The organism is Phormidium sp. FACHB-592 (genome assembly GCF_014695795.1).
Classification (GTDB): Bacteria; Cyanobacteriota; Cyanobacteriia; order Leptolyngbyales; family Leptolyngbyaceae; genus Stenomitos.
The window spans coordinates 56,582-79,657 of the sequence record NZ_JACJOZ010000062.1 but is presented as its reverse complement, the minus strand read 5'-3'; the positions used below and the strand labels follow the sequence as shown (position 1 = coordinate 79,657).

The window sequence follows — 23,076 nt, the reverse complement described above, 5'->3', positions numbered from 1 at the left end:
CTCATCGGTCAGGTCACTGTCGTAGTAAGGCTGACTCATATCCTCAAGCCATGTAGATGTCACTCTTCTGGTATCGCGCCTTTGTGACCGTAGTTGTCTTCTACTTCACATACATTTACAAACAGTTTCTTAAGATAAGCAACGCGGTTTCATTGAGAGCCATTATCTCTATCTGAAACCTGCCTTCGTTAGTTTGCTAAATAAATTTCTCGGTTCGCAGTTTCTTGTGCTTTTTTCATTGCTTGCGGTAGCGGTTGTTCCCCTAACAAAGCACTAACAAATTGATTATTAAAATTCATGCGAATGGTTGGTAGATTTTCGCCTGCTTGCCAGATTGTTGCGTAACCTGCACCTTTGACAAAGGGAGCATATAAAGGTTTTTTGTCGTAGCCTAAGCTGGCTAGAACCGATCGACGAGCTGGTAATGCTAATCCTTGCTTTGCCCAGGCATTCATGCCTTTAGTACCCGTTAGGTAAGCGATTAATTTCCATGCAGCTTCCTTATGTTTAGTTTTGCGATTCATAACATAAGCAACGGTAAAAGCCATTGTGCCTGCTTTACCATTAATGGTAGGTACTTCTGCTGTGGCAAACTCAATATCTGGAAAGGTTTCTTTGAAGTATGGCAATGCCCAAACCCCTTCAATGGTCATGGCAACTTTCCCCTGCCCTAGCATCTCACTGCCTGATGTTGCGCCTACATCAGTTGGTTGGGCAGACGTACGATCGTCATGATACTGGTCAACCACTAACTGCAACCCTTTCAAGCTGTTAGATTCGGCAAAGGTAGCATAGCCGTTTTGACCCATAAGCTGACCATTAAACGCTTTAATCACGAAGGCTTGTCGGGCTAGCTCAGGCATAATGCCAAAACCGTATTGGTCAATCTTGCCATCACGATCGCGATCAACAGTGAGCCTTTTAGAAGTAGCTAAGAGTTCATCCCAGATTTGAGGCGGCTGCGAGATATTAGCAGCAGCCAACGCTTTTTTATTATAAATTAATGCCAAAGTTGAGAAGTCTTTGGGCAATCCATACAGCTTACCGTTATGCCTAAACGCTCTCACCATAGATGGTTCAAAATCAGCAAGATTGAAGGCTGGCGTAATGTAAGAGTTTAATGGTTCTAGCACATTTGATTTCATCAATAAAGGTGCTTCAAACGCATCAAGATAAAAAACATCGGGCGCGACGTCACCAATTAAACGAGTTTTAATGACATCCATATACTCGCTGTTGATGACTTCATGCTTAACTTTTATAGTAGGATTTTGTGCTTCAAAAGCTCGAATGACTTGATCCAAAAGCTTTTTCTCATTGGGGTTACTTTGCCACCCGCTTAACGTAATAGTGACGGGTAATACCTGTGGTTCGTGCAGTGATGCTATCGGTTGATTACGACAACTTGTTAAGGCGATCGCCATCCATACTAAACCACTTAAACCAACGCGCTTTAAACTAAAATTTATAGACATAGCTCATCGATCGCGTGCTTCAACCACCCTCTTTCTCATCTATAGCGCGATACTCTGACATTGTGAACAGGTAGGCGTTCCCTAATGAAAGGAGCATTGATTAGTGCTGCTGCGCTTAAGGATCTGCCATACAGTCCGTGACTGGGGACGATCGCCCTATTCGGCAAGGGAATCAAACTCTTTATTAACTCGCATTGAGCTTGAGTCGGATGACTAAAGTTTGCCTTACTTATGACTTTTGAAGGCGCTGTATTTATATCTCGACGAGTCCTTGCTCAATCGGGGCGGATGTAGATTTGCGTGACGTAAAAGGCACCACGTTCACCTCTTGCCACACCAACGCCTGTCAACCGATACTCACGCCCTTCAATACTGGGACGATGAGCGGGGCTTCTGAGCCAACCTTGCACAACGCGTTTGGCAGTTTCGCGGTGAGTGAACATATAGGCAACATTTTCAGAAATTCTGCGGCTGGGGACAAGGCGATCGAGTGCCAGCACGCGCTGCCGAAAGTTACTATGCCCAAACGGAATGCGTCGATCTGCCATGTTTTGACTGTGCGATCGGGCAGCAATGCTGATGCGTGTATCTAGTCGCAGTGGTGCAAGACCTAGTATGGCTCGATGCTGGTTAATCTGTTCGTAAACAGCGTGTTCTAGCGCTGGAATCGATGGTTCAGCCGCTTCCGTGGTCGGAAGGACTTGAGACGTTGGCTGCGATCGCCGAAACAAGGCTGGCACTTGTTCTGCTACAGCGCTGATGGCAATTACAGTTGGTAAACTGCTCAGCGCCATTAAACCCAACACTTGCATGAACCGGGCTGCAACCATAAAGATGTTAAGTCTGATCAATACTCTCTGTTTACAGACAAAATCAGCGATCGATTGTTCCCTGGTGCAAAAGACTCACGGGGTGCAATGCTCTTGCTTCGCTGGGTGCTGTCAACTTACCTGAGGAAAGAGATAAAGTACTGGATCATGCTGTTTAACCCTATTCATGTTTGCTCGCAGTCGTTTCCCTATCAAAATGTTCAGTGACTGCGTCCGGCTCTACTACACCGTCTCCCTGAGCGACCGAGACATTGAAAAGATGCTGCTCTAACGTGGGGTTGCAGTAATGAGAAGGAGCCTACGTTACTCCCGTCTGAGTTATCGTCAAAGAAGGAATGAAGTAACTAAGCTCCTTTAAACATCGCACCCGAAGCAGCAAGCTTATGGACAGCCAAAACAGCCAGAATACGGTTGAGCCAAAACGCCAAGGGGCAACTTCAGACGATGCAGGCTCGCATCCAGACGGTTCGCACAATTCACAGCCCCCCCAGCGCGTTCGCCTCATCATGAATCCGGTGTCGGGTGATGATGAGCCTAACCCGATGAAGCTGCCAGACATCATCGCCGCTATGGAAGCAGAAGGAATTCGCGCTGACCTTGTGTTTACCAGTCCAGATGAATCCCCTGCTTTGATTGCCCAACGGGCAGTGGAAGAAGGGTATGACATGGTTGTAGTGGGGGGAGGAGATGGCACTGTAAGCGAAGTGGCTAATGGACTGCTCCACGCCCCGATTCCGCTAGGTATTGTACCGATCGGCACGTACAACAATATTGCTCGTAGTCTTAACTTGCCGACGGATGTTGCTGAAGCGTGCCAAGTTCTGGCACGGGGTCAAGTGAAGCACATGGATGTGGGTCAGGCAAACAACGAGCATTACTTTTTTGAAGCAGCAGGTGTAGGACTGGATGCCGCCCTCTTCCCGTTAGGCGAAGAAATTAAAGGCGGGCGGTGGGGGCGGATGGTGCAAGCGGCTCAGTTGGCAGTGGGCTACAAACCACAGTGGCTGCAAATGCAATTTGACCGCTCCATTGCTGAAGCGCGTGAGCGACCTACCTCAAGGCTGCGCTTTTTGCGACGACGAGTAGAGCCGGTTCAGCGCAAGTTGCAGTGTTCAGCACTGCTTGTTGTGATTGCCAACGGACCTTACTATGGCACTGGCTTCACTGTTGCTCCCGATGCCGTCATTGATGATGGGCTGCTGACTATTAGCATCTATCGCAACTTTAGCAAGTGGGAACTGATACGTCACTTCTGGTCTATCAGCCGAGGACAATATCACTACAGCCCTAAAATTGAAACTTACCGCGTTGCTGAAGTGCGGTTAACATCCAGGGCGGCGTTACCAGTGCATATTGATGGGCATCCGCTGGGAACGCTGCCAGTCACACTTAAGGTTGTGGCGCAGGCACTCAAGGTTATGGTTCCTGCTACAGATACTCCAACGTACAAGCGCAAAGATGATCTCAATCCACCGATCGCTCTGCCTGTTGCTAAGGCAGATGAACCTCAGGACGAATAAGAGCCATTCACTTAGATGCATAAAAACACATTTGAAAATTGTGTTCAAACTGAACTACTGATCCTACTGAGACAAAACTCAAATGGAGTGTTTTACCATGCGCGATCGCTGGACACTATAGCAAAAGATGAAGGACGAAGGATAAGGGATGAATCGAAGCCCTTGCTCAAAGGAAGTTTCAAGGTTTATGTCTGTCCTAACGCTCTCTTCAACTGCTATAACAAACAAAAAAGGCCTTTATGACTGGTTCCTGGCAGTGTGGCAGACGATCGCTAAGCCATCAAAAAAATATCATCCCCCTTGTAGCGGCAGCAGAATGGCAAACGTTGTGCCCTGTCCAATTTCTGAAAACACCTTAATTTCTCCTCGATGCTTTTCAATAATCTGATAGCAAATAGAGAGTCCCAGCCCTGTGCCTTTACCGATCGATTTTGTTGTGAAAAAAGGATCAAAAAGCTTCGCTTGAACATTCGGTGAAATGCCGGGACCGTTATCACTAATCTGAATGGAAACGTGATGCTGATCGACTTGCCCTGTGCGAATGGTGATGCTAGGGGCTGAAGGCTGGGCATGGGAAACTGAGGCTTGAGCATTGTCTAGACTGCCTGCTGTAGCTGTCACCTGATGTTCTTCTAGTGCATCGATCGCATTTGCAATCAAATTCATGAATACTTGATTAAGCTGGGCTGGATAGCATTCCACTAATGGCAAAGGCCCATACTCCTTTATCAGGTGAATGCCTTGCTTCAGACGATTATTAAGGATCAGCAGTGTATTTTCGATGCCTTCATGAATATCAACAGGTTTCATTTCGGCTTCGTCCAGACGAGAAAAATTGCGCAATGACAAGACAATTTGCCGAATGCGTTCAGTTCCCATTTGCATAGAGGCAAAGAGCTTAGGCAGATCTTCCTCAATAAAATCTAGGTCGATCGCCTCAACATAGGTTTGCACTGCCGCCGTTGGCTGTAGGTCTTGTTGCCGATAAAGTTGAATCAACCCTAACAAATTCTGGGAGTATTCATCAGCGTGTTTGAGATTTCCGTGAATGAAATTAATGGGATTGTTAACTTCATGGGCAATACCAGCTACTAGCTGACCCAAGCTAGACATTTTCTCACTTTGAATCAATTGTGATTGAGTTTGCCTAAGTTCTTGCAGTGCTTCAGTTAAATCTTGCGTACGCTCCTCAACCCGCTTTTCCATTGTGTGACGAGCTTGTTCTAAGGCACTGGTGTATTCTCCAACCCACTGCACTAATTGATTCAATGAAGTTGCCAGTGACCCTACTTCATCCTGTGTGCTAATTGGGCTTTGCAACTTAAAGTTGGACTCTTGAACTACTGCTTTTGCAAATCTGGTCACGGCTTGAAGCGGGCGGACGATCGCGCGCGAAGTAATTACCGCTAACATTACTGCCATGACAACAGAGAGCAGCATACTCCCTACGACAATTTGCATCCGCAGTGCTTCAGCTTGTGCCATCTGAGCGATCGCTTGCTCATGTTGCGCTTCAGCAGCAGCTTTAAGTCGAGTCAAGCTCTCTGTTAAGCGGTCTAGTTCAATGTTGGTTTTGCTGGAGGATGGGTTTCTTAATGACGCTAAAAGCTGTTGTTGTGCGGCGGCTATTTCTGTTGCTGTTAAATCTGTAGGCTGCAACTGCTGCCACAGAACTTCTGTCAATTGCCGATATGCCTCAATATTAACTGCATAACCTTTTGCTAAGTCCTTTGATGCCTGGGCATCAATTGCCAAGGCAGTGGCATGTTGGTCGGTGAAAGACTCAAATTCGACTAGCAGGGCTTTTACCTGACTCATTGAACCCAGAAACCTGGTTTTTTCATAGTCAAACCAGACTGATTCTCCCAATACCCCCATCAGCCGTTGCGGATGAATCCGAATCAGATTAACTGTGTTCTCTAGCTCACTCAAAAGGTGTTGCTGCTGGTTTGTAAGTGCCTGCTGTTGCTGGGCTTTTCCCTGATAGTAATCTCCGGTCACTAACCCAATGGTTGTTCCCAAGACGGCTATACCAATTGATAAAGCATAGCCAGCACTGATTTTGTGGGCAATGCTCCAATGTTGGCTCAGTTGTTTGAGTAAAGGCGTTTGTTGAGTGTGCTTGATGGAGAAAAGCGCAGAAGGGCTGTCCGCTTTTTTTACAAAATGTTGAATTGCTTGAAAGAGCATGGAAAGCTAGCCTTATAAATTGTTGCAGGCAGCGAAATTGGTATGTAAGCAAGATGATAAAAAGTTGCTCGATTAAGAAACAGAGTTGCCCTGTCCAATGGCTTTATAAACATCACGAATCATGTTGTAGTTGGTGTCATTCACCTGCACCATCTTGGCACCCTCAAACTTGTTGCCATCAGCAAGGGCGATCGCTTTCAATATCTGGTTCTGATTTTGCAATAATCGCTGCTGAATTTGCTCCACAAAAGCTGGGTCAAGCTGACTGCTTGCCACAAATGGATCAGCAGGTAAGGTAGGACCCTTAGCAAGAATCGGAAAGTCCTTTTCAGACAGCCCGTTGGACTGAAGAAACTTGTCATAGCGGCTGACCGAGCCACCCCAAGCAGCAACGGTGCCTTTCTGAAGTGCAGGTAATCCTTGCTTTTTCAACAACTGAATTTTGAGGTCTGTTTTGGGATCTAAACCGGCATCAATCAATAGTTTGGTTGGTCCTAAGTGACCGCTAGTTGAACCAACGTCCCACATGGCGATCGTCTTCCCACCTTTTAACTCTGCAACCGACTGAATCCCGCTGCCTAGTTTTGTTGCAATGACACAGTAATATTTCTGACGCTCGATCGCTACGATTGGAATAGCATTCGTTCTAGCACGCATCACAACATATTCTGATGGACCCGTAAACACCAAATCAACCTGATTAAGCTGAAGTGCAGCAGCAGCAGCAATGTAGCTTTCTACAGGAAAAAACTCTATTTTCTTCTCTAAAATTTCCTCTAAGAGAGTCCGCAAGACTCCATAGTCTTTCTGCAAATCCTCAAGCCCTTTCACATCTGATACTGCAAAGCGCAGTTTCTCCGGTTGCTTGATCGTTTTTGACGTAGAAGCTTGCTTGGTTGAGGTGCTTGTGGCGGTCGTACAACCTGCAACAACTAATAAGCTAGCCCAGAGGAAATGACGACGTTTCATAGTTTTGGCTGAGAGGAAATGACGACGTTTCATAGTTTTTGCCGTTGCAATACACCTACAAAGTGCCCAAACTTTGCTGTTGATCAGCAACAGGATAGCTGAAAAAAGTGGAAACCAGCGTTCTAAAGCGCACTTTTCAAGGTTGTGTCGCAAAAAGCGGTTAAGGGGAGGTGGGATTGCCTAAATCCTCACCCTCGGTTCAAATCCGAGTGCCGCCTTCGTTCGTTTCGGCTCTACATAACGGTTGCAAGGTACACGCTGATTATGTCAACTTGTGCCTAATTCAGTCAGTTTGTGCCAAAATTAGCCAGTGATTTGGTCACAATTTTGGTTACACCCCAGAATAGCGCAGTTGATATTGATGGTCGCATCGCACAAGCTAACGGACGCTTAAAAGCCTCTAAAGTGCGCGTCAGCATCGAACGTCGTGGCGGTATGCTCTGGCTACGTGGCACATTTCCGCCTAAGCCAGGTGCACTGCAAATACAGCCCTATCGGCAAAAATTAGCGCTGGGTGTGAATGCTAATCCTGCCGGGGTGCAACATGCCGAGAAGCAGGCGCGCCTAATGGGCGCTCAATTGAATTTAAAGCAGTTTGATTGGACTGATTGGCTGGGCGATCGCGTGTCGCCGTTAGGCACTGTGGGCTACTGGGTAGAGCGTTATGAGCAGAATTATTGGCAGCGTCGGGCACGATCGCTGAAGTCTCAGGAGACATGGCAATCGAATTATCAGCGGGTGTTTGTGAAACTTCCCTCCGATCAGCAACTGACAGAGCAGGTTCTGCTAGATGCGATTAACGCTACAACAGCCGATAGTCAACCACGCCGTCGCACAGTTCAGGCATTAGCAAAGCTAGCGAAACTCGCGGGTTTAGAGGTGAATTTATCAGAGCTTACCGGGAATTACTCGGCGCGTTCTGTGAATCCTCGACTGCTGCCTTCTGATACTCTGATTGCCCAAGTGGTTCAATCGATCAAGAATCCTGGCTGGCGATGGGTGGCAATGGTGATCGCTTGCTATGGTTTGCGTCCGCATGAAGTATTTCATACTGACATGACCGACTTTCCAATGTTGCGGGTATTGGAAGAAACGAAGACCGGAGCGCGGTTTGTCTATCCGCTTTACCCTGAGTGGGCGGATGCATGGGTATTGCATGATCGGGTGTTGCCACCGCTTCAAATCTTGGGAATGGCTGGGAATACGAAGCTGGGTGCGAAGGTGTCAGGGTTCTTTTATAAGAACAAGCTACCGTTTCGACCGTATGACTTGCGGCATTGCTATGCACGACGGTGCTTTGAATTTGACCTAGGTGTTGACTTAGGCGCTCAGCTGATGGGTCACGCACCGGAAATTCACAAGAAAACCTACAGGGCGTGGATTGATGAGGCTACCTATCGGAAGGTGTTTGATCGACTTATCTATCGAAGTGATCGCCCGTTGCCGCCAACCACTTTGAAGGACAACTGAACATATCCCAATGCCACTGTAAAGCGCTAAGCATCTCTTCTCCTTAGATTCGATATTCCCATAGCGGAAATATAAACCTACAGAGTTTGGATTGATTGGTAAACTTCTTGGAGAGCTTACAACGTTTTTAGAGCTAGCTAATGATGGGCGTGTGCCATTATTAGCTAGCGGTATGCACTAGGGATGCCCCGAAGCTCCATAACCGCTGTCAAATTGATCTTGATCATGCGTTTGACACTGCCTACTCTGCGATCGTCAATCCAATGGGTGCCCTCCTCCCATTCGCCCTCGTCAATTCGACGTAGAATACTTCGGCGGCTAAACCCTTTGCCCAAGCGCAGTGATGCTTGCTGTATCGTAACCAGCTCGGTATTACTAGGAAGATTAAATTTGGGCTTCTTCGGTTTCACTGAATATCCTCAATACCGTTAACGGTTACAACAAAGCCCCAATTTTGATGGAGCTCAAGTAGTTCTTGCAGCAAATCAACGAAGTCGTCACTCCAAAGCCCTTGCAACTTGCTTTTCACCCACTCCCTGTCACCAGCAACCATTGCTGCTAAGCAAGCGCCTTCGATTTGAAAAAAGTCTGGAGCAGCCAGCACAGCACTCCTTCTTTTCTTAGGGTCTAAGTCTTCAAGAAACTCTCTTTGATTTGCCTCTTTCTGGCTTTGCTTCTCGACCCATAGCTCAATTAGAATTGGGTACTCCGGCAATTTACTCGCTTTGCTTAGAAGCCAAGTTTTGTAAGCCAAAGAGATTTCTCCGCCTGCAAATAAACAATTGCTTTTAATCTTTAGATCTTGATTCTCTCTCTGCGCTTGAGACAAAGGAGAAGAAGAGTTGGAAAGAAGATAATAAGGATCTGGAGGATTACCAGAAAGCCTGCTAGGAATAAGTTTCAGTGTTTTCGATTCTCTTAAGTGCGACAAGTTTTCGCAGTCCTGTGAAACAGTCTCGCAATGCTGCGACAAATTTTCGCAGTCCTGTGAAACAGTCTCGCAATGCTGCAAATCGTGTTGTGTGCTGTTAGTCTCAAGCTTTTCCTCGGTTGGTATCCACAGCTGCATTCCACCGACCGAGTCCATATCAAGGCGATTTTTGCCCTTAAGATAGCCTAAGGCGCGGTAGTAGGTTGCAACGCTGATTCCTACAAGAGCGCAAAATTCCTGAATATCAGGAATTCTTCTCTTAAAACCTTTCTTACGAGTGGTAGCGACAGAATAATAAAGGATTCCTCTAGGAGTTATTAGTCCGTCTCTAAAATCTTCTAAAGCCTGCTGGAAAGTCATTCGGTAGTGAGGTAAAGTCTTTTTGTTTTGGCTGCTTTGCGCTTTGAAAGGCGTACCGTTGGTTTCAAAATGTGTCATAATTGCTCCATAGTTAAATTGGCCCCGCTGCTAACTGAAGTAAGGCGGGGTTTTCTGTGCTAGGCGAATTCAAATCCGAAGTGCGCTACATTGGCTTAGAACAGCCGACACATTCGCAAAGCTCAACAAAATATACAAAGCTCTCTGTTTTCATAACAGGAAGACTTGCAGGTTCTCTGGAATTTGCCCGAAGACTTGACGCTGGATACGTTTTGAGAAGGTAGTACGCTTAACCTGAAATTGACGCTTTGTTTTGCTGATTCAAATAGAGAACAGCAGCTTGTTCAATCACGTCTGATAGGTAACACCTTTCCTGAACTGCTTTGATTTGAAGCTGTTGCTTCAAATCTACAGTCATGCGAATGGTCAAACTTTCTCGTTTAAGAGGAGATAGGTTCTTCACGGTCTTAGTCCTCGAATTTTTAATGCAAACTCGCCTTTCGTGCCGCAATGTTGGGCGCTGCGTGTTCCGAGCAGAGTGATATATTCAGCCATTGGGATCATCGTTTCCACAATAAAGCGCTGCAATTGAGTTTTGAAAGAGCCTTAAAGATCGACACTCTCTAAATTCAGTGCAGCAAGCCAATTACAAAAACGTCTGGTCTTACGCAAGTCTGTGAGATACAGATCAAATGTACTTAAGTAACAGAATAATAACGCACTTCATCGAATATGTACATTTTTTTGGTTAATAAAATGTACTTTTTGCGTTACGCAAAAGGGTTTTTTGTTGATCTACTTGGTTACGGTAAGAAGTAGTGATTTTTGTGCCGTCTAGACTTTAAAGTGCTGGTTAGAGTGACAGCGAAACCTAAGGAGCATTGTGAAAGCCTTGAAATCGCTCTACTAGTGATTAAGTGAGCAAGTGATTGATTCGTGAATCCAGATGTGTTCTTTTATGGATATGCAATCAATCGGTGCTATGTGAACCAAACCATAATTGATCGGCTTTCTACTGCAATTCTGAAAGCAAGGGGAAATATGTCACGGCGGAAATTTGCACGCCTACTGGGCGTTTCGCAATCCACTGTACAGTCTTGGGAGAATGGCACAAATCTACCAAGTTTAGACAATTTAGAAAAGCTAGCTCAATTTCAGGGGATGCTGGTTGAGGACTTTGTTGCTTATCTTTATGGCCGTGGGCCTGATCGAAGTACCTTAGAGACTAATGACAGAGATTTGTTAGAGCAAGTTGGCATACTGCCATCACTAGATGTGGCTCAACTGCTGCGGGTTGTTGCCGATCGATTGGAAAGAGTTTATGGAGCGCAGATTAACCAACAGTATAGGACTTCGATAAGTGATGAGAAAGTAGTCAAGGTCGAGCCTTCGCAGGAGCAAGGCAAGCTTGAGATTACGATTCAACCTGCGATTAAACTTAGAGAATCAGAAGATGAATAGGTTGTGCTCTAGACCGATAACCCGGCTGAACTACCATGACTGAAACGAGTTCACGACTTTATGCATTGCCTTCGCAATTGAGCGTTAAGTACCGCTATGCATTTACTCTAAGAGTTGGGCACTGTTAAAAGAATACCTACCGCGTGCCGCTATATCACGTGGGCACAGGTGAGCAGTTGACCGTTCGCCACTAGAAAGCCTGCTCCAGCAGCCATGTCATTGGCGTGATAGATACGAGCGATCGCAGACTTAAACACTTGGCGATAGTTGCTAGAGACCATAGGTTTAACTAGCTACGCCTTCTTTCCCTCAAAGTGTGCCTTGGAGTTGACCTCTCCCCCACGGACGAAAAGATGACTCCTGCTTCCGCACTAAGTTTCAACGCAAATTTCATCTCAACCTCATCCACAGGGGTTGTTAAACCTGACTTCAGTTTGTTAAGCACCATTGCAGCCACAGGCTTGACATTTTCTAGCGTCTCTTCCAGCGATTGCCTTGCTTTAAGCACCATCTCTCCGGTATCCAGAGCAACCTGTTCAATAGCACTTGCTATTTGATTCATCAACCTCTACCAGAAACTTTTTTCTTCCATGAGGTTCATGCACTAGATTCAAGATAGCATCTGCATTCAGGCCACGAGAAGAGTAAGGTCTGTTTCCCTTACTCGTGTCCTCGACCACAAATCTCAAACCGCATAGCGTCCGGTTCACTCACACGAGTCTGGTTTTTAGAGTTGGCGCAGGCGGAAATCATGGTTCAGCTTAATTTACTAACCGTTCCTCTCGCCTAATAGGGGCTGAATAGTATTGGCTGCACGATCTGCCCGTTGCCAGCACTCCTCATTCTTCCGTTCGCATGTTCAACGCTGCTGCCACTCCAAGATCAAGATGCATAGCCTCATTGGAAAAGTAGAGCTTCACTTTTCTACAAAGAACTACCAAAGACTTTATTGAAGACATTCTGGTTGAATTTATAAATTGGAGCAACCTTATTCTGCTTTTCCTGCTTATCGTAATCTTCAGATTGGGTGCGTCGCGAGTGATGCATTGCTACCGCTGCTGCATCTAGTTCAGCTTCTGACGCTCCATTATCCTTCAGATAGGTCACGTACATCCGCCTGAGCTCTTTTGCAGTTACAGGGACTCCAGTGAATCTGAAAAACACGTTCCTAACGATATCCCACATTTTGCCTGCCTGAATCGGTTTGCCATTGTGTGCTGTGAAAACAAAATTATGCTGGGGATTTAGAACAGCTCGATGCTCGTTTAGCCATAAGTTGATGTAGTAGTAAAGCGTTTTATCCTCAGAGAACTTTACATTAGGTATTTCTCCCCAATATTCGCCATATGCTTTCCCAGTTTTATAATCTTCAGGAGAGAGGTGGATATACCATTTTGACTGTTTTTTATCCTGCACTTTCTCAACAGGTATAAAGTTGCTACCGTTGGATAAGCCACAAACCAGCGTTCTCCCTAATTCTAGTTCTCGTATAGTACGACTACGCTCAGGAGGCATCACGGTAAATAGCGCGATAATGAGAAATTTTTGGATGCTTTTTGCTCTACCACCTCCTTTACGCTTGACCTTCTGAGGCCTGCCATTGCGTCCTGTCAAATGATAGGTAAACTCTAAATCCGCTTCCTTTTGTAATTTTTTTAGAACCTCAAACACTTCCTCCCAAGGAATACTTTTTTGCTCAAAGGGCACAGCTTGGGGCTGTTCTTTTGACCGCTTTGTTATTTGAGCGCTGAGTTTTCGGAGATTTATCACTGCTGGAATATCATTAAACTTTTCTGCAATGGTTGAATCTGTTTCATTGCGATAGAGGAATTTTGCTAGTTTAACCAAGGTCTCTATAACTCTTGACCGTGACTGATACAGGTCAGAATAAAAATCAAGAAATTCATTGATCAGAAAGAGCATATCTTTAGCCGTTTCTTGTGCTTCCTCACGGGCCAACATTTTTGTTTCTGCAAGGAGTCTTGTATAATCGCCACCAGCTTTTTTAAAGTCTTGTAGTTTAAACCTCAATTGGACAACGGGAATAAGAAACTCAAAACTTAACTTGTCCAGAGGTGTATTCTTTAAACGATATAACCAGCCGAAGATTTGTCTGAGCATGATTACTTCACGATCAGCAGTTATCTTTCGATGATTTAAATGTTTCTGTAGAAAGACGGTAAAGGCGTCAAAATCTGACTGCAGCTTAGGGCTGATTTCAACCTTGTCAAGAATATATTTAGTTTTTACAATGCGACTGGTCATTCGAGTATCCGTCGCATGAGGACGGCGGTGGTGTCGACGCTTGAATCGATAAATCTCTACCTGTTCACCTGCATCAGTCTTAAGTCCTGTCCATCCTTTCTCAGCAGCCCAGTCAACTAGCTTCTTTAAATAAAACCGTGGGCGGCGCTGTTTGGTTTTGGGAAATGCCAGTTGATTAAAGGTTTGCTCTTGAACGGCTAAAGCATTCTGTAACTGCTCTAAGGAGATTTGTTGAAGAAATTCCAATCCAGCCTGAATTTCGGTTGAAGATGCTCTTGCTCCCTTGGGAGACGGACCACCCCATCCTGGAATGGTAAAGCGTACTAAGGCTGTTTGAACCATTCCTAGATCATGAGACTGCTTCACTTCTAGAAGGTACTCTTTATAGGAGCTAAACACTTCTGCTGCGCTCTGAGGTGTTGCCGTTCTATAAAAATCTTGATTCTCTGCCATCGTGTTTAGATTAGTTGCGTGAACTAGGGATAGATTTAGCTTATATAGCTAAAAAGCTCTATTTTTAAGATTATAGAACAAATGAACTATTCGCATAGAACTTTGTGGTACTGCGACCCAAATGTATTTAGTATTCAATATGTTAAGTGGCTCAAACACTACGCCCCGAAACAGCTGTCTGAGGTGATTCTTCGCTTCCCTGAAGTTAAGGAAAAAGTAGCCCCGTTCTATAAGGGCGTTCTATAGTTATAGGACACCTGAAAAACACTTAGTTTAGTCTCATAAACTAACCTTATGACGTAAAGTGGCTACAAGATTTTGATTGCTATTTTTTGGAATAAATTTGATAGAAACCAGCCTAAAAAAAGAAGAATTTAGCTTATGATGACGAACTGAATATCTAGTAGCCCAGGTGTCATGTCGAAGAGGGATAGTCGACCATACTATCAGCGGAAAGCCACTCACAAAGGCAAGAAGTGTAATCGCGGTCAGCCGATTTTTTATGAGGAAGTGAAGCAGCGAATCACCCTGACGCTTACCCCGATCGCGTTGGAAGAGCTAAAGACTTTGGCGATTAGAAGGGCATGTAGCCGTAGCGAGGTGATTGAGCAATGGCTGCGACAAAGCAATTCTGCTAACGATTAGTGTCGTTAGCGATCGGGCAGCCGGGCAGCAAGGGGGGGTAAGTTTGGTAGCACAGAGGAAGGAGTGATCTAGAGATTCGCCCTAGCGCTTTAGGACTACTCCCATTGCTCGCCCCTTTCCTAAAGCTAGAAGTCGCCTCACTGGTAGCGTGGAGGCCCTATATAGCCACGTTCTACTTCTAGAGGGTAGGTAAGCTTCAACGGACGGAGGACTACTGGTAAAGCAAATAGTGGCGCAGCTCTAAAGAGTTTGGAATAAGGGCAAACTACATCATTTGGCGGGTGTTTGAGCAAACCGAAATCTTTCTACTCCTACACCCTTGGTTCATGGATACCGTTTTTCCGCCATGAGAAGCTGACGTTCCAGAATCCGGGTTGGGATGTTGAACCTTAGGAGTTTCGCTGTGGCTCGACCGACTGGCGTAGCACCCTCAATCTTGCTATTGCTCAGCACGAAGTGTTCTGCCCAAATTTGGCTGCGGGGATGGAAGAGTAGGGTGATTTCGCCAGTGGCAGGATCAAAGGTGGCTAGGTCTGTCCCTTTATGACGATTGCAGGAGAGGCAGGACAAGGCTAGATTGGTAGCCGTCGTTTGACCGTCATGCTTCTGTGCAATGATGTGGTCTACCTCATGGGTATAAATGGAAAAATCTTGATGGAGCAGACAATATTCGCACCGCCCCTGAGCACGATCGCTTACCAATTGCCGTAGGTCGATAGGAATTTTGGCAGATGTCATTACCCTACTGAAGCGATCGCGCGGGCCTTCATCAGAATCATCAAATGCTCAAGTTGCTCATAAACATCCAGCTCGGCGACTTCAGAATTAGTCAAGGTTCCTTCTCGATTTCTGTCCAAGAGCGATCGTAGGCGCTCCTGTGCAATGGGTGATACTTTGAAAGCGACGATATCCTGGGGCGTTGGGCGAGTCATCAGGAAGTCTAAGACTTCGAGGTAAGCCTCGGGAATTTCTTGTAAGTTAGCAGTGGTGATCGCCAAGGATGCCGAAGAAGGGTTAGCTGAGTTTAAGAGTTGGCTCAGCAATTCCGGCAGACGGCTGCGAAGCGGTTCCAGCCGTTGTGCCAATTCATCAGAGATTTGAATGGTAATTTCAACCATGATCAATCGTTTTTGCAATTCTCCATTTAACTAGCCAATCCTTTAGTACAGCTTAGCAGGGTAGACCTCAAAGTAGATGATGTCTGGAGAGCATGGGGCACTGTAAAACCTCATTAGGAAGGTATTTTGAAGAATGACTGTTTAAGCCTCTGAAATGTTCGTATGTTTCTATTCAGGGCTAAAGGAACTATACACCCAAGAAAACTCACCAAATTGAAGATAGAGTCCCGTTACATCCTCAGCAGTCCACCAGTCAAATACTCCAGTGCGACTATATCCTATCTTCAGATCGTTAATAATAAGCTTGGCACCCCTATTGTCGATAACTATATTACAAAGACAATGTATTCGGCTTTGAAACTCAGCTAATGAATCTTCTTCGGTGACTATCCAACTAGCATCTTCCTTTGAGCGAACAGGGAAAGACTCTTGGAGCAGACGATTGCAGAAATCAAATTGATCATCCTGAGAAGATGCTTCTCCTAATTTTTTCGATTCCAAATAAAGATCGATAGCTTCATTGAGAATGTGAGAGAGATCGCAGTTCATTCCCTTTGCAACTTCGTCCAACACCGTCTTTTTCCCTGGGTCTACTCGGCAGCTAATTGTTACTTTCATACACTTGTAATATAGTAGATAGGGAAGCGATGATGATGTTATTAGTGCTGTCCTCCACGAGCACGATTACAGTAGCGATGTGTGAGGCGTGCATTTTCAGGGATTGTTTTACCACCTCGCCAGTAATTCTCAATGTGATCAACTTCAGTGTCATCTATATCATGAATGTGCTGATGGCAAATCTGGCAGGTTGCATCTTTATCGAATAGTTCTTGTTTCAGTTTCCGTGAAAAGGCACGTGGCTCTTGTCCATTACTTCCGATTAAACCCTGAAGCCTTTGCCGCCAGATATCTGCACGATATTGGACTCTCTCTTGCTTATCAGTTGTGCTAGTAATGTATTCAACAAATTGAGGGTCATTGGTTAGCAAGTCCAAAAACTCTTCTCTAATGCGATCAGCAATCGGAACAATTTGGGCTTTTTCGTAATAGCTGAATGTATACAACAAAGTATCCCAAAGAGCAACGTTCAGCTTATTTTTCTCCCATGAACCATTAGGATTATCCAGTTTTCCAGCGTTAAAGCGTCGAAACGCATTTTTGCCGAAAACAAAATGAGCCATTTCAATAGACTTTTCAAAAACTGCCCGCATTTTTGAAAGTTCTTTTTCACTGAGATTACGATGTTTATCCATCTCCAGATTAAGGAACTGCTTGATTGGTCCCTTGTACTTCAAGTGAGTTACTCGCCACATGGCAAAGAAGCGTAGGATTAGCTGCCGATCAGCCATTCGAGGATGAGAGCTACTAGAATTCAAGATTTTGAGTAGGTACTGATTATCAGTTAACTCGCGGAGTAAGTTATTGTAAGGACCTCTATAAATACAGTTCCTTAGCTCTTGATCAAGCAGCTTTTCTGCACCAAGATTCAGACGTTCAAATACCTCAAATTTAACGTCTGGATCAGAATCCTTTTCAATGACAATTAGACGAAGGATTGAGTTGAGAATTGTTTCTTTCAATTCTTCGTCTAAATCCTTAAAAAACTTTCGATTCAATTCGGTTAAGACTTGCAATCCTGACAATTTAAAGTCTTGACCGTCTGGAAATCTGCCATTAATGAATGAGCAAATGCTTTTCAGACGCTGTTGTCCGTCAACCACAGAAAAAGTTTTATTGGGCTCTTCAGCGACATAAATCACTGGAATTGGAATGTCCAGTAGCAAGGATTCTATGAGACGGCTTGCCTTGATTTTATTCCAAACAAAGTTTCGTTGGAATTCAGGCTGGAGGTTTAGTTTGCCTCTGGTAGCCCAGCCGTTTAATGTTTCAACAGGCAAGTCCTGCTTGTCAGTCTTAACTCGTCGTCGTTCTGGAGCAATCTCAAGGGGAGTATCATCCTCAATGTCATCGATAGCTACAGTTGGAATGGTGTCATCTAGAATGCTGTCATTTGCAAAGCTAGTAGTAATTTCAGCGACCACGATTGTTTACCTTTGAGCAGTTGAATAGGTTGAACGGCTACCTTAATTGTTCCCTTAGAGAGATTAGTAAACTCACTCCTCCTCAAAGTCGTGACTTGTGAACTTAAGGACTCGGCAATTCTCGGTTACTGTACGAATCACGTTGTCTGGAACTCCGTCTGGAGCTTGGACCTGGATTTCTACGGTGACTTGTACATCTGCATTTAAGGTCGTGAGGTGCTGGAGCACTTCATCAGCAATTTGCCCTGCATCTTTGATTAGACGGGTAGGGTTCACGCTGACTGAGCCATAGAATCGCTTGACCTTCTTTTGAGGGGGAAAAGGAGGGAGAGTAACTGTTCCGCCGCTGGGTTTAGCACCCTTAGTACTGGTGTTACCAGTAGGTTCGGTGGAACCCGGTTCGTCGCTTTTCTCTTGCTCAACCCGCTTCCGCGCTTCTTCGTCAGCATTAAACTGGCGCTGTGCGATTTCTGGCTTAACTAAGAAGCTTTGGCTACTGAGGGCAACACTGATGGGTTCTTGTGGACCGGCTTTGAGTCCGAGGTAACGTTGTTTCGTCTCATCCCAACCTGTGGCATAGGCGAAGTTTTCGTTCCACAGTAATGCTGAAACACCTTCTTCAATTGCCTGGAGCAAGACCAGATTGCTTTTCAGACGGGGAAGATACAGGTAGTTCGTGAGGTAAGTCCACAGTTTTTTGAGGTCAATGTGATCAGACTCGCGCCAGAGGTAGGGATTGAGAGCTTCTAAACACAGGCGACTGGCTGCATAGGTCGTAATTAAATGCTCCTCATGAACGGCTTTACGGCTAGCTCGCAGGATGGGGGAGTCTTGTCCCTGAAGGCGAATTTCGCTCCAACTGATTTGGTCTTTGGGGTCAGTTGCTCCTGCATCGTAGGTGGGCACCAAGAGCCATTGGTAAGCCTCTCTGAGCAAGTGATCAACAAGGTCATTGCTCTGGTTACGTTTAGTCGTTGCCTGGTTGCTTTGGAAGACGTCTAAGTTGAGAGCTTCCTTATCTTTAACGATCGACTCCCAAGCCAGATATTGACAGGTATTTTGCTCCAGGAGGGCAAGCTTAGCTTTGTCTGCAACCAGGAACAGCAGCATGTTCTTGCAGTAACGGGGACTGGCTCCTTTTTGGTTGAGGATTTCTGCAACCCATTTTTGAGCGGGGCTATCAGGAGATTTATGGATGTGAGGGTGCTGAGGACCAAGGACAACCAGCCTTACCCCCATCGACTCCTCATCGAGTACATCGGCTGAAGAGTCAGGCGCAATATGGACTCCAGCAAACTCACCGCGTTGCTTATCTAGCTTGAGCCGACGGATGATTTCTTCCCAAACTTTGTCCGTATCCTCCTGAATTTGGGTCGCTCGATCCTGGGCCGTACGGGTGACATTGGGTTGAGTGGAAATCCAGTAGCGATCGCCATCGATGTATAAATACGTTGCCTGATCAGTGAGTCGTCGTAGGGCATCACCAAAGGTGGCAACCGCTTCACCGGGCTGAACGCAGCCTAGTTTGACACGGCGATCTTGTAACCCTCGGTTAGCAGCTCTTAAGGTAGGGGCTGAACCGAGATAGATGGTGCGAGTCACACGACGGCAGGCAGAATAACGCCCTAGGTTGGGGTTCTGGCTATCAAGGTAGACGGGAAGGGAGTTGGAGCCATCTACGTCTTTTTCAATCACAGGTACCCAGTTGTCGTCCAGATAACGGGTTAGCTCGGACTGAACCTGAGCGTCATTCATGGCGACGGTAGCGGGCATAATCAGTAGACTGCGATCACCGCTATCCCAAAGCGTGTGAATCACCTTTGCCATCAGACGCAGGACACCACGGGTGCGCTGGAATTTGTCCAGCGTTGACCAGTCCGAATAGAGGCGATCGAACAGTTCTGGGTGAATGGGATAGGCTTCCTCTAAGCGTCGGCGGTAGCTGGCTTCCCGGCATTCTGAGGGAAACTCGGCTGCCTGTGTCTGGTACATTTCATGGAAAGCGCGCACAATGGCATCACGAGCTACGTAAGAGTCCGGATCGATGGGTTGAAACAGACGACGACGGACAATCTCAAAGCTTTCCTCGGCGCTAGCGGGTCGCCAGGGGGATTCTACTCGACCGATCGCATTTTTAAGCCGATCAAGGGCAGCCTTGCCGCGATCGCCCCCGATCTCGATATCTGAAGCGGGAATGCTGGCAACTAAAAGGGTGCGGTCGGCGTTTTTGGCAGACTCGCTGAGGGTTTGGGCAAAGGTGAAGTGGGTATCAAAGGTGCCAGCGGGTAAGTCGTTGTCTTCATGCAGTTGGCGAGCGTAAGACACCCATTCATCAACCAGGATGAGACACGGCGCGTAGCAGTTGAAGAGGTCTTTGAGAGCATCACCCGGATTCGTGGCGGTTTCGTCTGCTTGCCGGACAAACTCATAGGCTTTTTGGGCTTCTTTAACACCGCCTGCGGATTCTCCGAGCTGCCAAGCGATTTCGCCCCAGAGGGTATGCACCACCACCCCTTCTTTTTTAGGATAGGTTTGACCGGGAGAAATCTTGTTGCCCACTAAGACAACCGTGTTCACATCTTGAGGCAGCTCGTCTATCCCTGCCGCTTCAAAGACGGGTTCCAACCCAGGCAGATCTCTAGCTGGAATGCCAAAGAACAGGTGATAGAGGGCAAGCATCGCATGAGTTTTGCCACCCCCGAAGTTGGTCTGGAGTTCAATCACCGGATCACCGCCCTTGCCGCTCAGTCGTTGGAGTGCGCCAGTGAGCAGTTGCCTGAGTCCTTCGGTGAGAAAGGTGCGGCGGAAGAATTCGGTGGGAATGCGGTATTCGTCAGAGCCTTCGTCGAGATACACCTGCCAGAGGTCGGCGGCAAATTCTGCCTGCTGGTAGCGACCGGAAGCCACGTCCTGATGAGGCGTAACGATCTCACGCCAGGGCTTGAGTCCACCGGTGGGGGTTCCTTCAACAGGCGCAACGGTTGCACGTCGGGTTTCGCGGCGCGCCTGGTCTTCGTAGCGTAGCCGCATCAGTTCTTGCTTCTGCTTATCCACCTGATCGGCTTCTGGTGCCGAAACGGCGGAGAGTAACCGCGCCACACTATCCAGGGCACGGTAGGCATCATCCGTTGAGACGGTGGAACTGTGTGCCCAGGTATTGCGAATATCTTGACACTCTGACAGGAGGCTCCGTTCTGCTTTACCAAGCGTTTTGCGGAAGACATCATTCCATTCATTCCACATGAATTTCAGGAAGTCGTAGAGGTCTGTCTTCAGGCTGTTTTGCACAACCTTACTATCTTTATCGAAGTAGGCGGCAGCCCGCAGCGGCCATTGCCTTGTGTAAACAGCCTCCATCTCCCGTTCAAAGTAGGGATAAAGTCCTTCGTGGAGGAGCTTTAAGGCTCTGCCGACACGTTCGTGATTGCTGATAGCCATAGGAGCTTTAAATTAAGGTAGGAGGATTGATCTGAATCTTGAGCAGCTCGGAAAATTATGGGCAAAGAAAATCGATTTGAAGACCATTTGCCTCTAAAGCTGATTGGAAGATGTACCAGTCGGAATCAACAGCGTTTGTGATCGGGGGATGGGCAGGATGGGCTAACGCAACTGCAACAAACTTTCGATCTGACAAATCAAACTTCTCTAGAGATGGATCAGCCGGAAATTCAGCAAACTCACTCTTGAAAAGCTGGGTGATAGTAACTTGCTCACATCGATCAGGATTTCTCAGGTTTGTAAGTACCCATCTGAGAAATGCATCCCCCACACCAGGTTGCCCTGACGGTGAGACTTTATTTTTGTATTCATTCAGAATTTGCCAATTGTCGTCAATAACAAGAATCTGCCCTCTCTGAATCTGCTGTAGTTTTTGAACACAGTTTATAACGCATTGAAAAGTCGCTTGGGATGCCTCCCTGTTAGCAACAATCAAGACATTAGTATCAACAATAACGTGCATCTAATTACCTCTTTGTTGCCGTCGAATGGCAGCTTCTGTCATGGCAACCAAGTCACCCATCTCATCACCGAAGAAGCCTTCAGGCCAATTATTAATATTCCCAAATTCATCCAGATCTAAAGGCTTAATTATTGAAGTACCGGAATCAGCCATTTCACAAAAGTAAATAGCTGCATCAGTATTTTTTATTTCCTGCTTTTCTTCAGCAATGCGTCGTTGTAATCGTCGTAGGAGATGTTCGCTGTGACTCTCTAAAATGATTTGAATATTGCGAGTTTTAATTGCATCGATGAAAACATCTGCGAGACCTGCTTGAACAGAAGGATGTAGGTGAATTTCTGGTTGCTCAAGGATGATAGTGGAATTCTCTGGAACGTAGTAGCAAAGGGTAAGGACGGGAAGGATTTGTGATACACCGAAGCCAACATCAGTAATAGGAACTTCCGCACCAGTAGGAGTGCGTCGGACACGAATTTCGTATTCCCTGCGATTCTCAGCGATTGCCTGTAAACGAAAATCATGAATTAGTCCTAGTTCCCGCAGCCAGAATGCAACATGCTCTTCGACACTTCTCTCTTCTTGATTTTGCTTGCGAGAGCGAGCCTGAGAAGAAAGAAGTGCAGGTACAGCAAGTTCTCCGCGTCTTCCAACATCCTGTGGTCTCTCACCAGACCAAGCATAAATTCGTTTCGGGTATTCTCGTAGTGGTCCTAGGTAATAAATATTTTGGAAAAGAGTTTCAAACTCCAGAATTAAACTTGATGCAAATTCAGGACGAGAAGAACCGTAGCTTTTCATAGGAGACAGTGCTGCTTCCAAAATTCGTTGATCTGGCAGCAATCCATAAGATCGCCTTAACTCAAGTCCTTCCCAAAAAAGTTCGTACTTCGAAATATAATCCTTTATTTCTTGACGACGCATTCCAATGTGAGCTTTCCTTTCTGGATTCTCAAAAAAATAAGAAAACTCAATAATGTCAGTGTTGTCAGAATCAAACTCAACTACCGCGTTAAATGTGATGGGTCCTGAGAAACGAGTAAAGCGAGTTTGGTTGCCCATGCGCTCTGGGAACGCGAAACGCCTACGCGTTGACCAGGAGAGCGAATAACTTAGATATCCAGGAACTTGATGCTGATGAATAATGTCGTAAGAAGTGCCAAGATCAACATAAGTGTGCTCATCGCCCAAATGGAGTATTCGTTGTCTGTCGCTCGATTCAACTGTTTGCTTTAGCATCAATAAAAGTTGCGAAATCGCAGTTTTTCCAGAACTGTTTGTTCCGAACAGACCAGTAATTTGAGCAAACCGAATATCTCCAGTATCTTTCCAAGATTTGAAATTTTGAAAGCTTAGGTTTGTTAACATTGC

19 protein-coding genes are annotated in these 23,076 nt (G+C 46.1%); 4 read left to right on the top strand and 15 right to left on the bottom strand.

Features of this window, described 5'->3' with window-relative positions:
* Positions 1-188 precede the first annotated feature (188 nt).
* Together H6F86_RS16755 and H6F86_RS16750 are read right to left on the bottom strand one after the other, a co-directional pair.
* On the bottom strand, positions 189-1,475 hold the full coding sequence (locus H6F86_RS16755) for an ABC transporter substrate-binding protein (protein WP_190449874.1): 1,287 nt from the start codon (positions 1,473-1,475) through the stop codon (positions 189-191).
* A 275-nt stretch (positions 1,476-1,750) separates the two neighbouring features.
* The gene (locus H6F86_RS16750; RefSeq protein WP_190449873.1) at positions 1,751-2,305 is read right to left on the bottom strand and encodes a CAP domain-containing protein; all 555 of its coding nucleotides are present in this window, start codon (positions 2,303-2,305) and stop codon (positions 1,751-1,753) included.
* 383 nt (positions 2,306-2,688) lie between these two features.
* Here H6F86_RS16750 and H6F86_RS16745 point away from each other — a divergent pair, with 383 nt between their 5' ends.
* The gene (locus H6F86_RS16745; RefSeq protein WP_199305329.1) at positions 2,689-3,825 is read left to right on the top strand and encodes a diacylglycerol kinase family protein; all 1,137 of its coding nucleotides are present in this window, start codon (positions 2,689-2,691) and stop codon (positions 3,823-3,825) included.
* 291 nt (positions 3,826-4,116) lie between these two features.
* On the opposite strand, the gene H6F86_RS16740 is transcribed toward H6F86_RS16745, so the two are convergent.
* Together H6F86_RS16740 and phnD are read right to left on the bottom strand one after the other, a co-directional pair.
* Complete coding sequence (locus H6F86_RS16740) at positions 4,117-6,015, bottom strand: ATP-binding protein (RefSeq protein WP_190449872.1); 1,899 nt, start codon at positions 6,013-6,015, stop codon at positions 4,117-4,119.
* Between the two features lie 72 nt (positions 6,016-6,087).
* Positions 6,088-6,984: a phosphate/phosphite/phosphonate ABC transporter substrate-binding protein gene (phnD, locus tag H6F86_RS16735; protein WP_190449871.1), complete on the bottom strand. Its 897-nt coding sequence runs from the start codon at positions 6,982-6,984 to the stop codon at positions 6,088-6,090.
* A 294-nt stretch (positions 6,985-7,278) separates the two neighbouring features.
* On the opposite strand from phnD, the gene H6F86_RS16730 reads away from it, so the two are divergent.
* Complete coding sequence (locus tag H6F86_RS16730; RefSeq protein WP_199305328.1) at positions 7,279-8,454, top strand: site-specific integrase; 1,176 nt, start codon at positions 7,279-7,281, stop codon at positions 8,452-8,454.
* Between the two features lie 164 nt (positions 8,455-8,618).
* Here H6F86_RS16730 and H6F86_RS16725 read toward each other — a convergent pair whose 3' ends face one another.
* Positions 8,619-8,864: a hypothetical protein gene (locus H6F86_RS16725; RefSeq protein ID WP_190449870.1), complete on the bottom strand. Its 246-nt coding sequence runs from the start codon at positions 8,862-8,864 to the stop codon at positions 8,619-8,621.
* Positions 8,861-9,823, bottom strand: coding sequence for a hypothetical protein (locus tag H6F86_RS16720; protein ID WP_190449869.1), 963 nt, complete (start codon positions 9,821-9,823; stop codon positions 8,861-8,863). The genes H6F86_RS16725 and H6F86_RS16720 overlap by 4 nt, the downstream gene beginning before the upstream one ends.
* A gap of 876 nt (positions 9,824-10,699) precedes the next feature.
* Between H6F86_RS16720 and H6F86_RS16715 the strand changes: the two genes are divergently transcribed.
* The gene (locus H6F86_RS16715; protein ID WP_190449868.1) at positions 10,700-11,224 is read left to right on the top strand and encodes a helix-turn-helix transcriptional regulator; all 525 of its coding nucleotides are present in this window, start codon (positions 10,700-10,702) and stop codon (positions 11,222-11,224) included.
* A 149-nt stretch (positions 11,225-11,373) separates the two neighbouring features.
* Here the strand turns inward: H6F86_RS16715 and H6F86_RS32865 are convergent, their stop codons facing one another.
* Both H6F86_RS32865 and H6F86_RS16710 read right to left on the bottom strand, forming a co-directional pair.
* The gene (locus tag H6F86_RS32865) at positions 11,374-11,505 is read right to left on the bottom strand and encodes a hypothetical protein (RefSeq protein WP_277881680.1); all 132 of its coding nucleotides are present in this window, start codon (positions 11,503-11,505) and stop codon (positions 11,374-11,376) included.
* A gap of 643 nt (positions 11,506-12,148) precedes the next feature.
* Positions 12,149-13,942 (bottom strand): hypothetical protein, encoded by a 1,794-nt coding sequence (locus H6F86_RS16710; protein ID WP_190449867.1) that lies wholly within the window; start codon positions 13,940-13,942, stop codon positions 12,149-12,151.
* A gap of 417 nt (positions 13,943-14,359) precedes the next feature.
* Here H6F86_RS16710 and H6F86_RS16705 point away from each other — a divergent pair, with 417 nt between their 5' ends.
* Positions 14,360-14,587: a CopG family transcriptional regulator gene (locus H6F86_RS16705; RefSeq protein WP_190449866.1), complete on the top strand. Its 228-nt coding sequence runs from the start codon at positions 14,360-14,362 to the stop codon at positions 14,585-14,587.
* Positions 14,588-14,911: 324 nt separating this feature from the next.
* Here H6F86_RS16705 and H6F86_RS16700 read toward each other — a convergent pair whose 3' ends face one another.
* The 7 genes from H6F86_RS16700 to H6F86_RS16670 all read right to left on the bottom strand — a co-directional run bounded on the left by H6F86_RS16700 (position 14,912) and on the right by H6F86_RS16670 (position 23,073).
* Positions 14,912-15,325 (bottom strand): HNH endonuclease signature motif containing protein, encoded by a 414-nt coding sequence (locus H6F86_RS16700; protein ID WP_190449865.1) that lies wholly within the window; start codon positions 15,323-15,325, stop codon positions 14,912-14,914.
* The gene (locus H6F86_RS16695; RefSeq protein WP_190449864.1) at positions 15,325-15,705 is read right to left on the bottom strand and encodes a hypothetical protein; all 381 of its coding nucleotides are present in this window, start codon (positions 15,703-15,705) and stop codon (positions 15,325-15,327) included. Before H6F86_RS16695 ends, H6F86_RS16700 begins: the two co-directional genes overlap by 1 nt.
* Before the next feature lie 168 nt (positions 15,706-15,873).
* Positions 15,874-16,323 carry a hypothetical protein gene (locus H6F86_RS16690; RefSeq protein ID WP_190449863.1) on the bottom strand — a complete coding sequence of 150 codons (450 nt, stop codon included), beginning with the start codon at positions 16,321-16,323 and terminating at the stop codon, positions 15,874-15,876.
* 41 nt (positions 16,324-16,364) lie between these two features.
* Positions 16,365-17,747 carry a DUF262 domain-containing protein gene (locus H6F86_RS16685; protein ID WP_190449862.1) on the bottom strand — a complete coding sequence of 461 codons (1,383 nt, stop codon included), beginning with the start codon at positions 17,745-17,747 and terminating at the stop codon, positions 16,365-16,367.
* A gap of 72 nt (positions 17,748-17,819) precedes the next feature.
* Entirely contained in the window at positions 17,820-21,185 is a 3,366-nt protein-coding gene (locus tag H6F86_RS16680) for a Swt1 family HEPN domain-containing protein (RefSeq protein ID WP_190449861.1), read from the bottom strand.
* Between the two features lie 55 nt (positions 21,186-21,240).
* Positions 21,241-21,708, bottom strand: a complete 468-nt coding sequence (locus H6F86_RS16675) for a hypothetical protein (protein WP_190449860.1) — start codon at positions 21,706-21,708, stop codon at positions 21,241-21,243.
* Positions 21,709-23,073, bottom strand: coding sequence for a DUF3696 domain-containing protein (locus H6F86_RS16670; RefSeq protein ID WP_190449859.1), 1,365 nt, complete (start codon positions 23,071-23,073; stop codon positions 21,709-21,711).
* Between the last annotated feature and the right edge of the window lie 3 nt (positions 23,074-23,076).

Excerpts from the sequence above, each read along its gene's own strand:
- H6F86_RS16755 (WP_190449874.1), bottom strand. The coding sequence starts at position 1,475 with ATGTCTATAAATTTTAGTTTAAAGCGCGTTGGTTTAAGTGGTTTAGTA.
- H6F86_RS16750 (WP_190449873.1), bottom strand. The coding sequence starts at position 2,305 with ATGGTTGCAGCCCGGTTCATGCAAGTGTTGGGTTTAATGGCGCTGAGC.
- H6F86_RS16745 (WP_199305329.1), top strand. The coding sequence starts at position 2,689 with ATGGACAGCCAAAACAGCCAGAATACGGTTGAGCCAAAACGCCAAGGG.
- H6F86_RS16740 (WP_190449872.1), bottom strand. The coding sequence starts at position 6,015 with ATGCTCTTTCAAGCAATTCAACATTTTGTAAAAAAAGCGGACAGCCCT.
- phnD (WP_190449871.1), bottom strand. The coding sequence starts at position 6,984 with ATGAAACGTCGTCATTTCCTCTGGGCTAGCTTATTAGTTGTTGCAGGT.
- H6F86_RS16720 (WP_190449869.1), bottom strand. The coding sequence starts at position 9,823 with ATGACACATTTTGAAACCAACGGTACGCCTTTCAAAGCGCAAAGCAGC.
- H6F86_RS32865 (WP_277881680.1), bottom strand. The coding sequence starts at position 11,505 with ATGGTCTCTAGCAACTATCGCCAAGTGTTTAAGTCTGCGATCGCTCGT.
- H6F86_RS16710 (WP_190449867.1), bottom strand. The coding sequence starts at position 13,942 with ATGGCAGAGAATCAAGATTTTTATAGAACGGCAACACCTCAGAGCGCA.
- H6F86_RS16705 (WP_190449866.1), top strand. The coding sequence starts at position 14,360 with ATGTCGAAGAGGGATAGTCGACCATACTATCAGCGGAAAGCCACTCAC.
- H6F86_RS16700 (WP_190449865.1), bottom strand. The coding sequence starts at position 15,325 with ATGACATCTGCCAAAATTCCTATCGACCTACGGCAATTGGTAAGCGAT.
- H6F86_RS16695 (WP_190449864.1), bottom strand. The coding sequence starts at position 15,705 with ATGGTTGAAATTACCATTCAAATCTCTGATGAATTGGCACAACGGCTG.
- H6F86_RS16690 (WP_190449863.1), bottom strand. The coding sequence starts at position 16,323 with ATGAAAGTAACAATTAGCTGCCGAGTAGACCCAGGGAAAAAGACGGTG.
- H6F86_RS16680 (WP_190449861.1), bottom strand. The coding sequence starts at position 21,185 with ATGGCTATCAGCAATCACGAACGTGTCGGCAGAGCCTTAAAGCTCCTC.
- H6F86_RS16675 (WP_190449860.1), bottom strand. The coding sequence starts at position 21,708 with ATGCACGTTATTGTTGATACTAATGTCTTGATTGTTGCTAACAGGGAG.
- H6F86_RS16670 (WP_190449859.1), bottom strand. The coding sequence starts at position 23,073 with ATGTTAACAAACCTAAGCTTTCAAAATTTCAAATCTTGGAAAGATACT.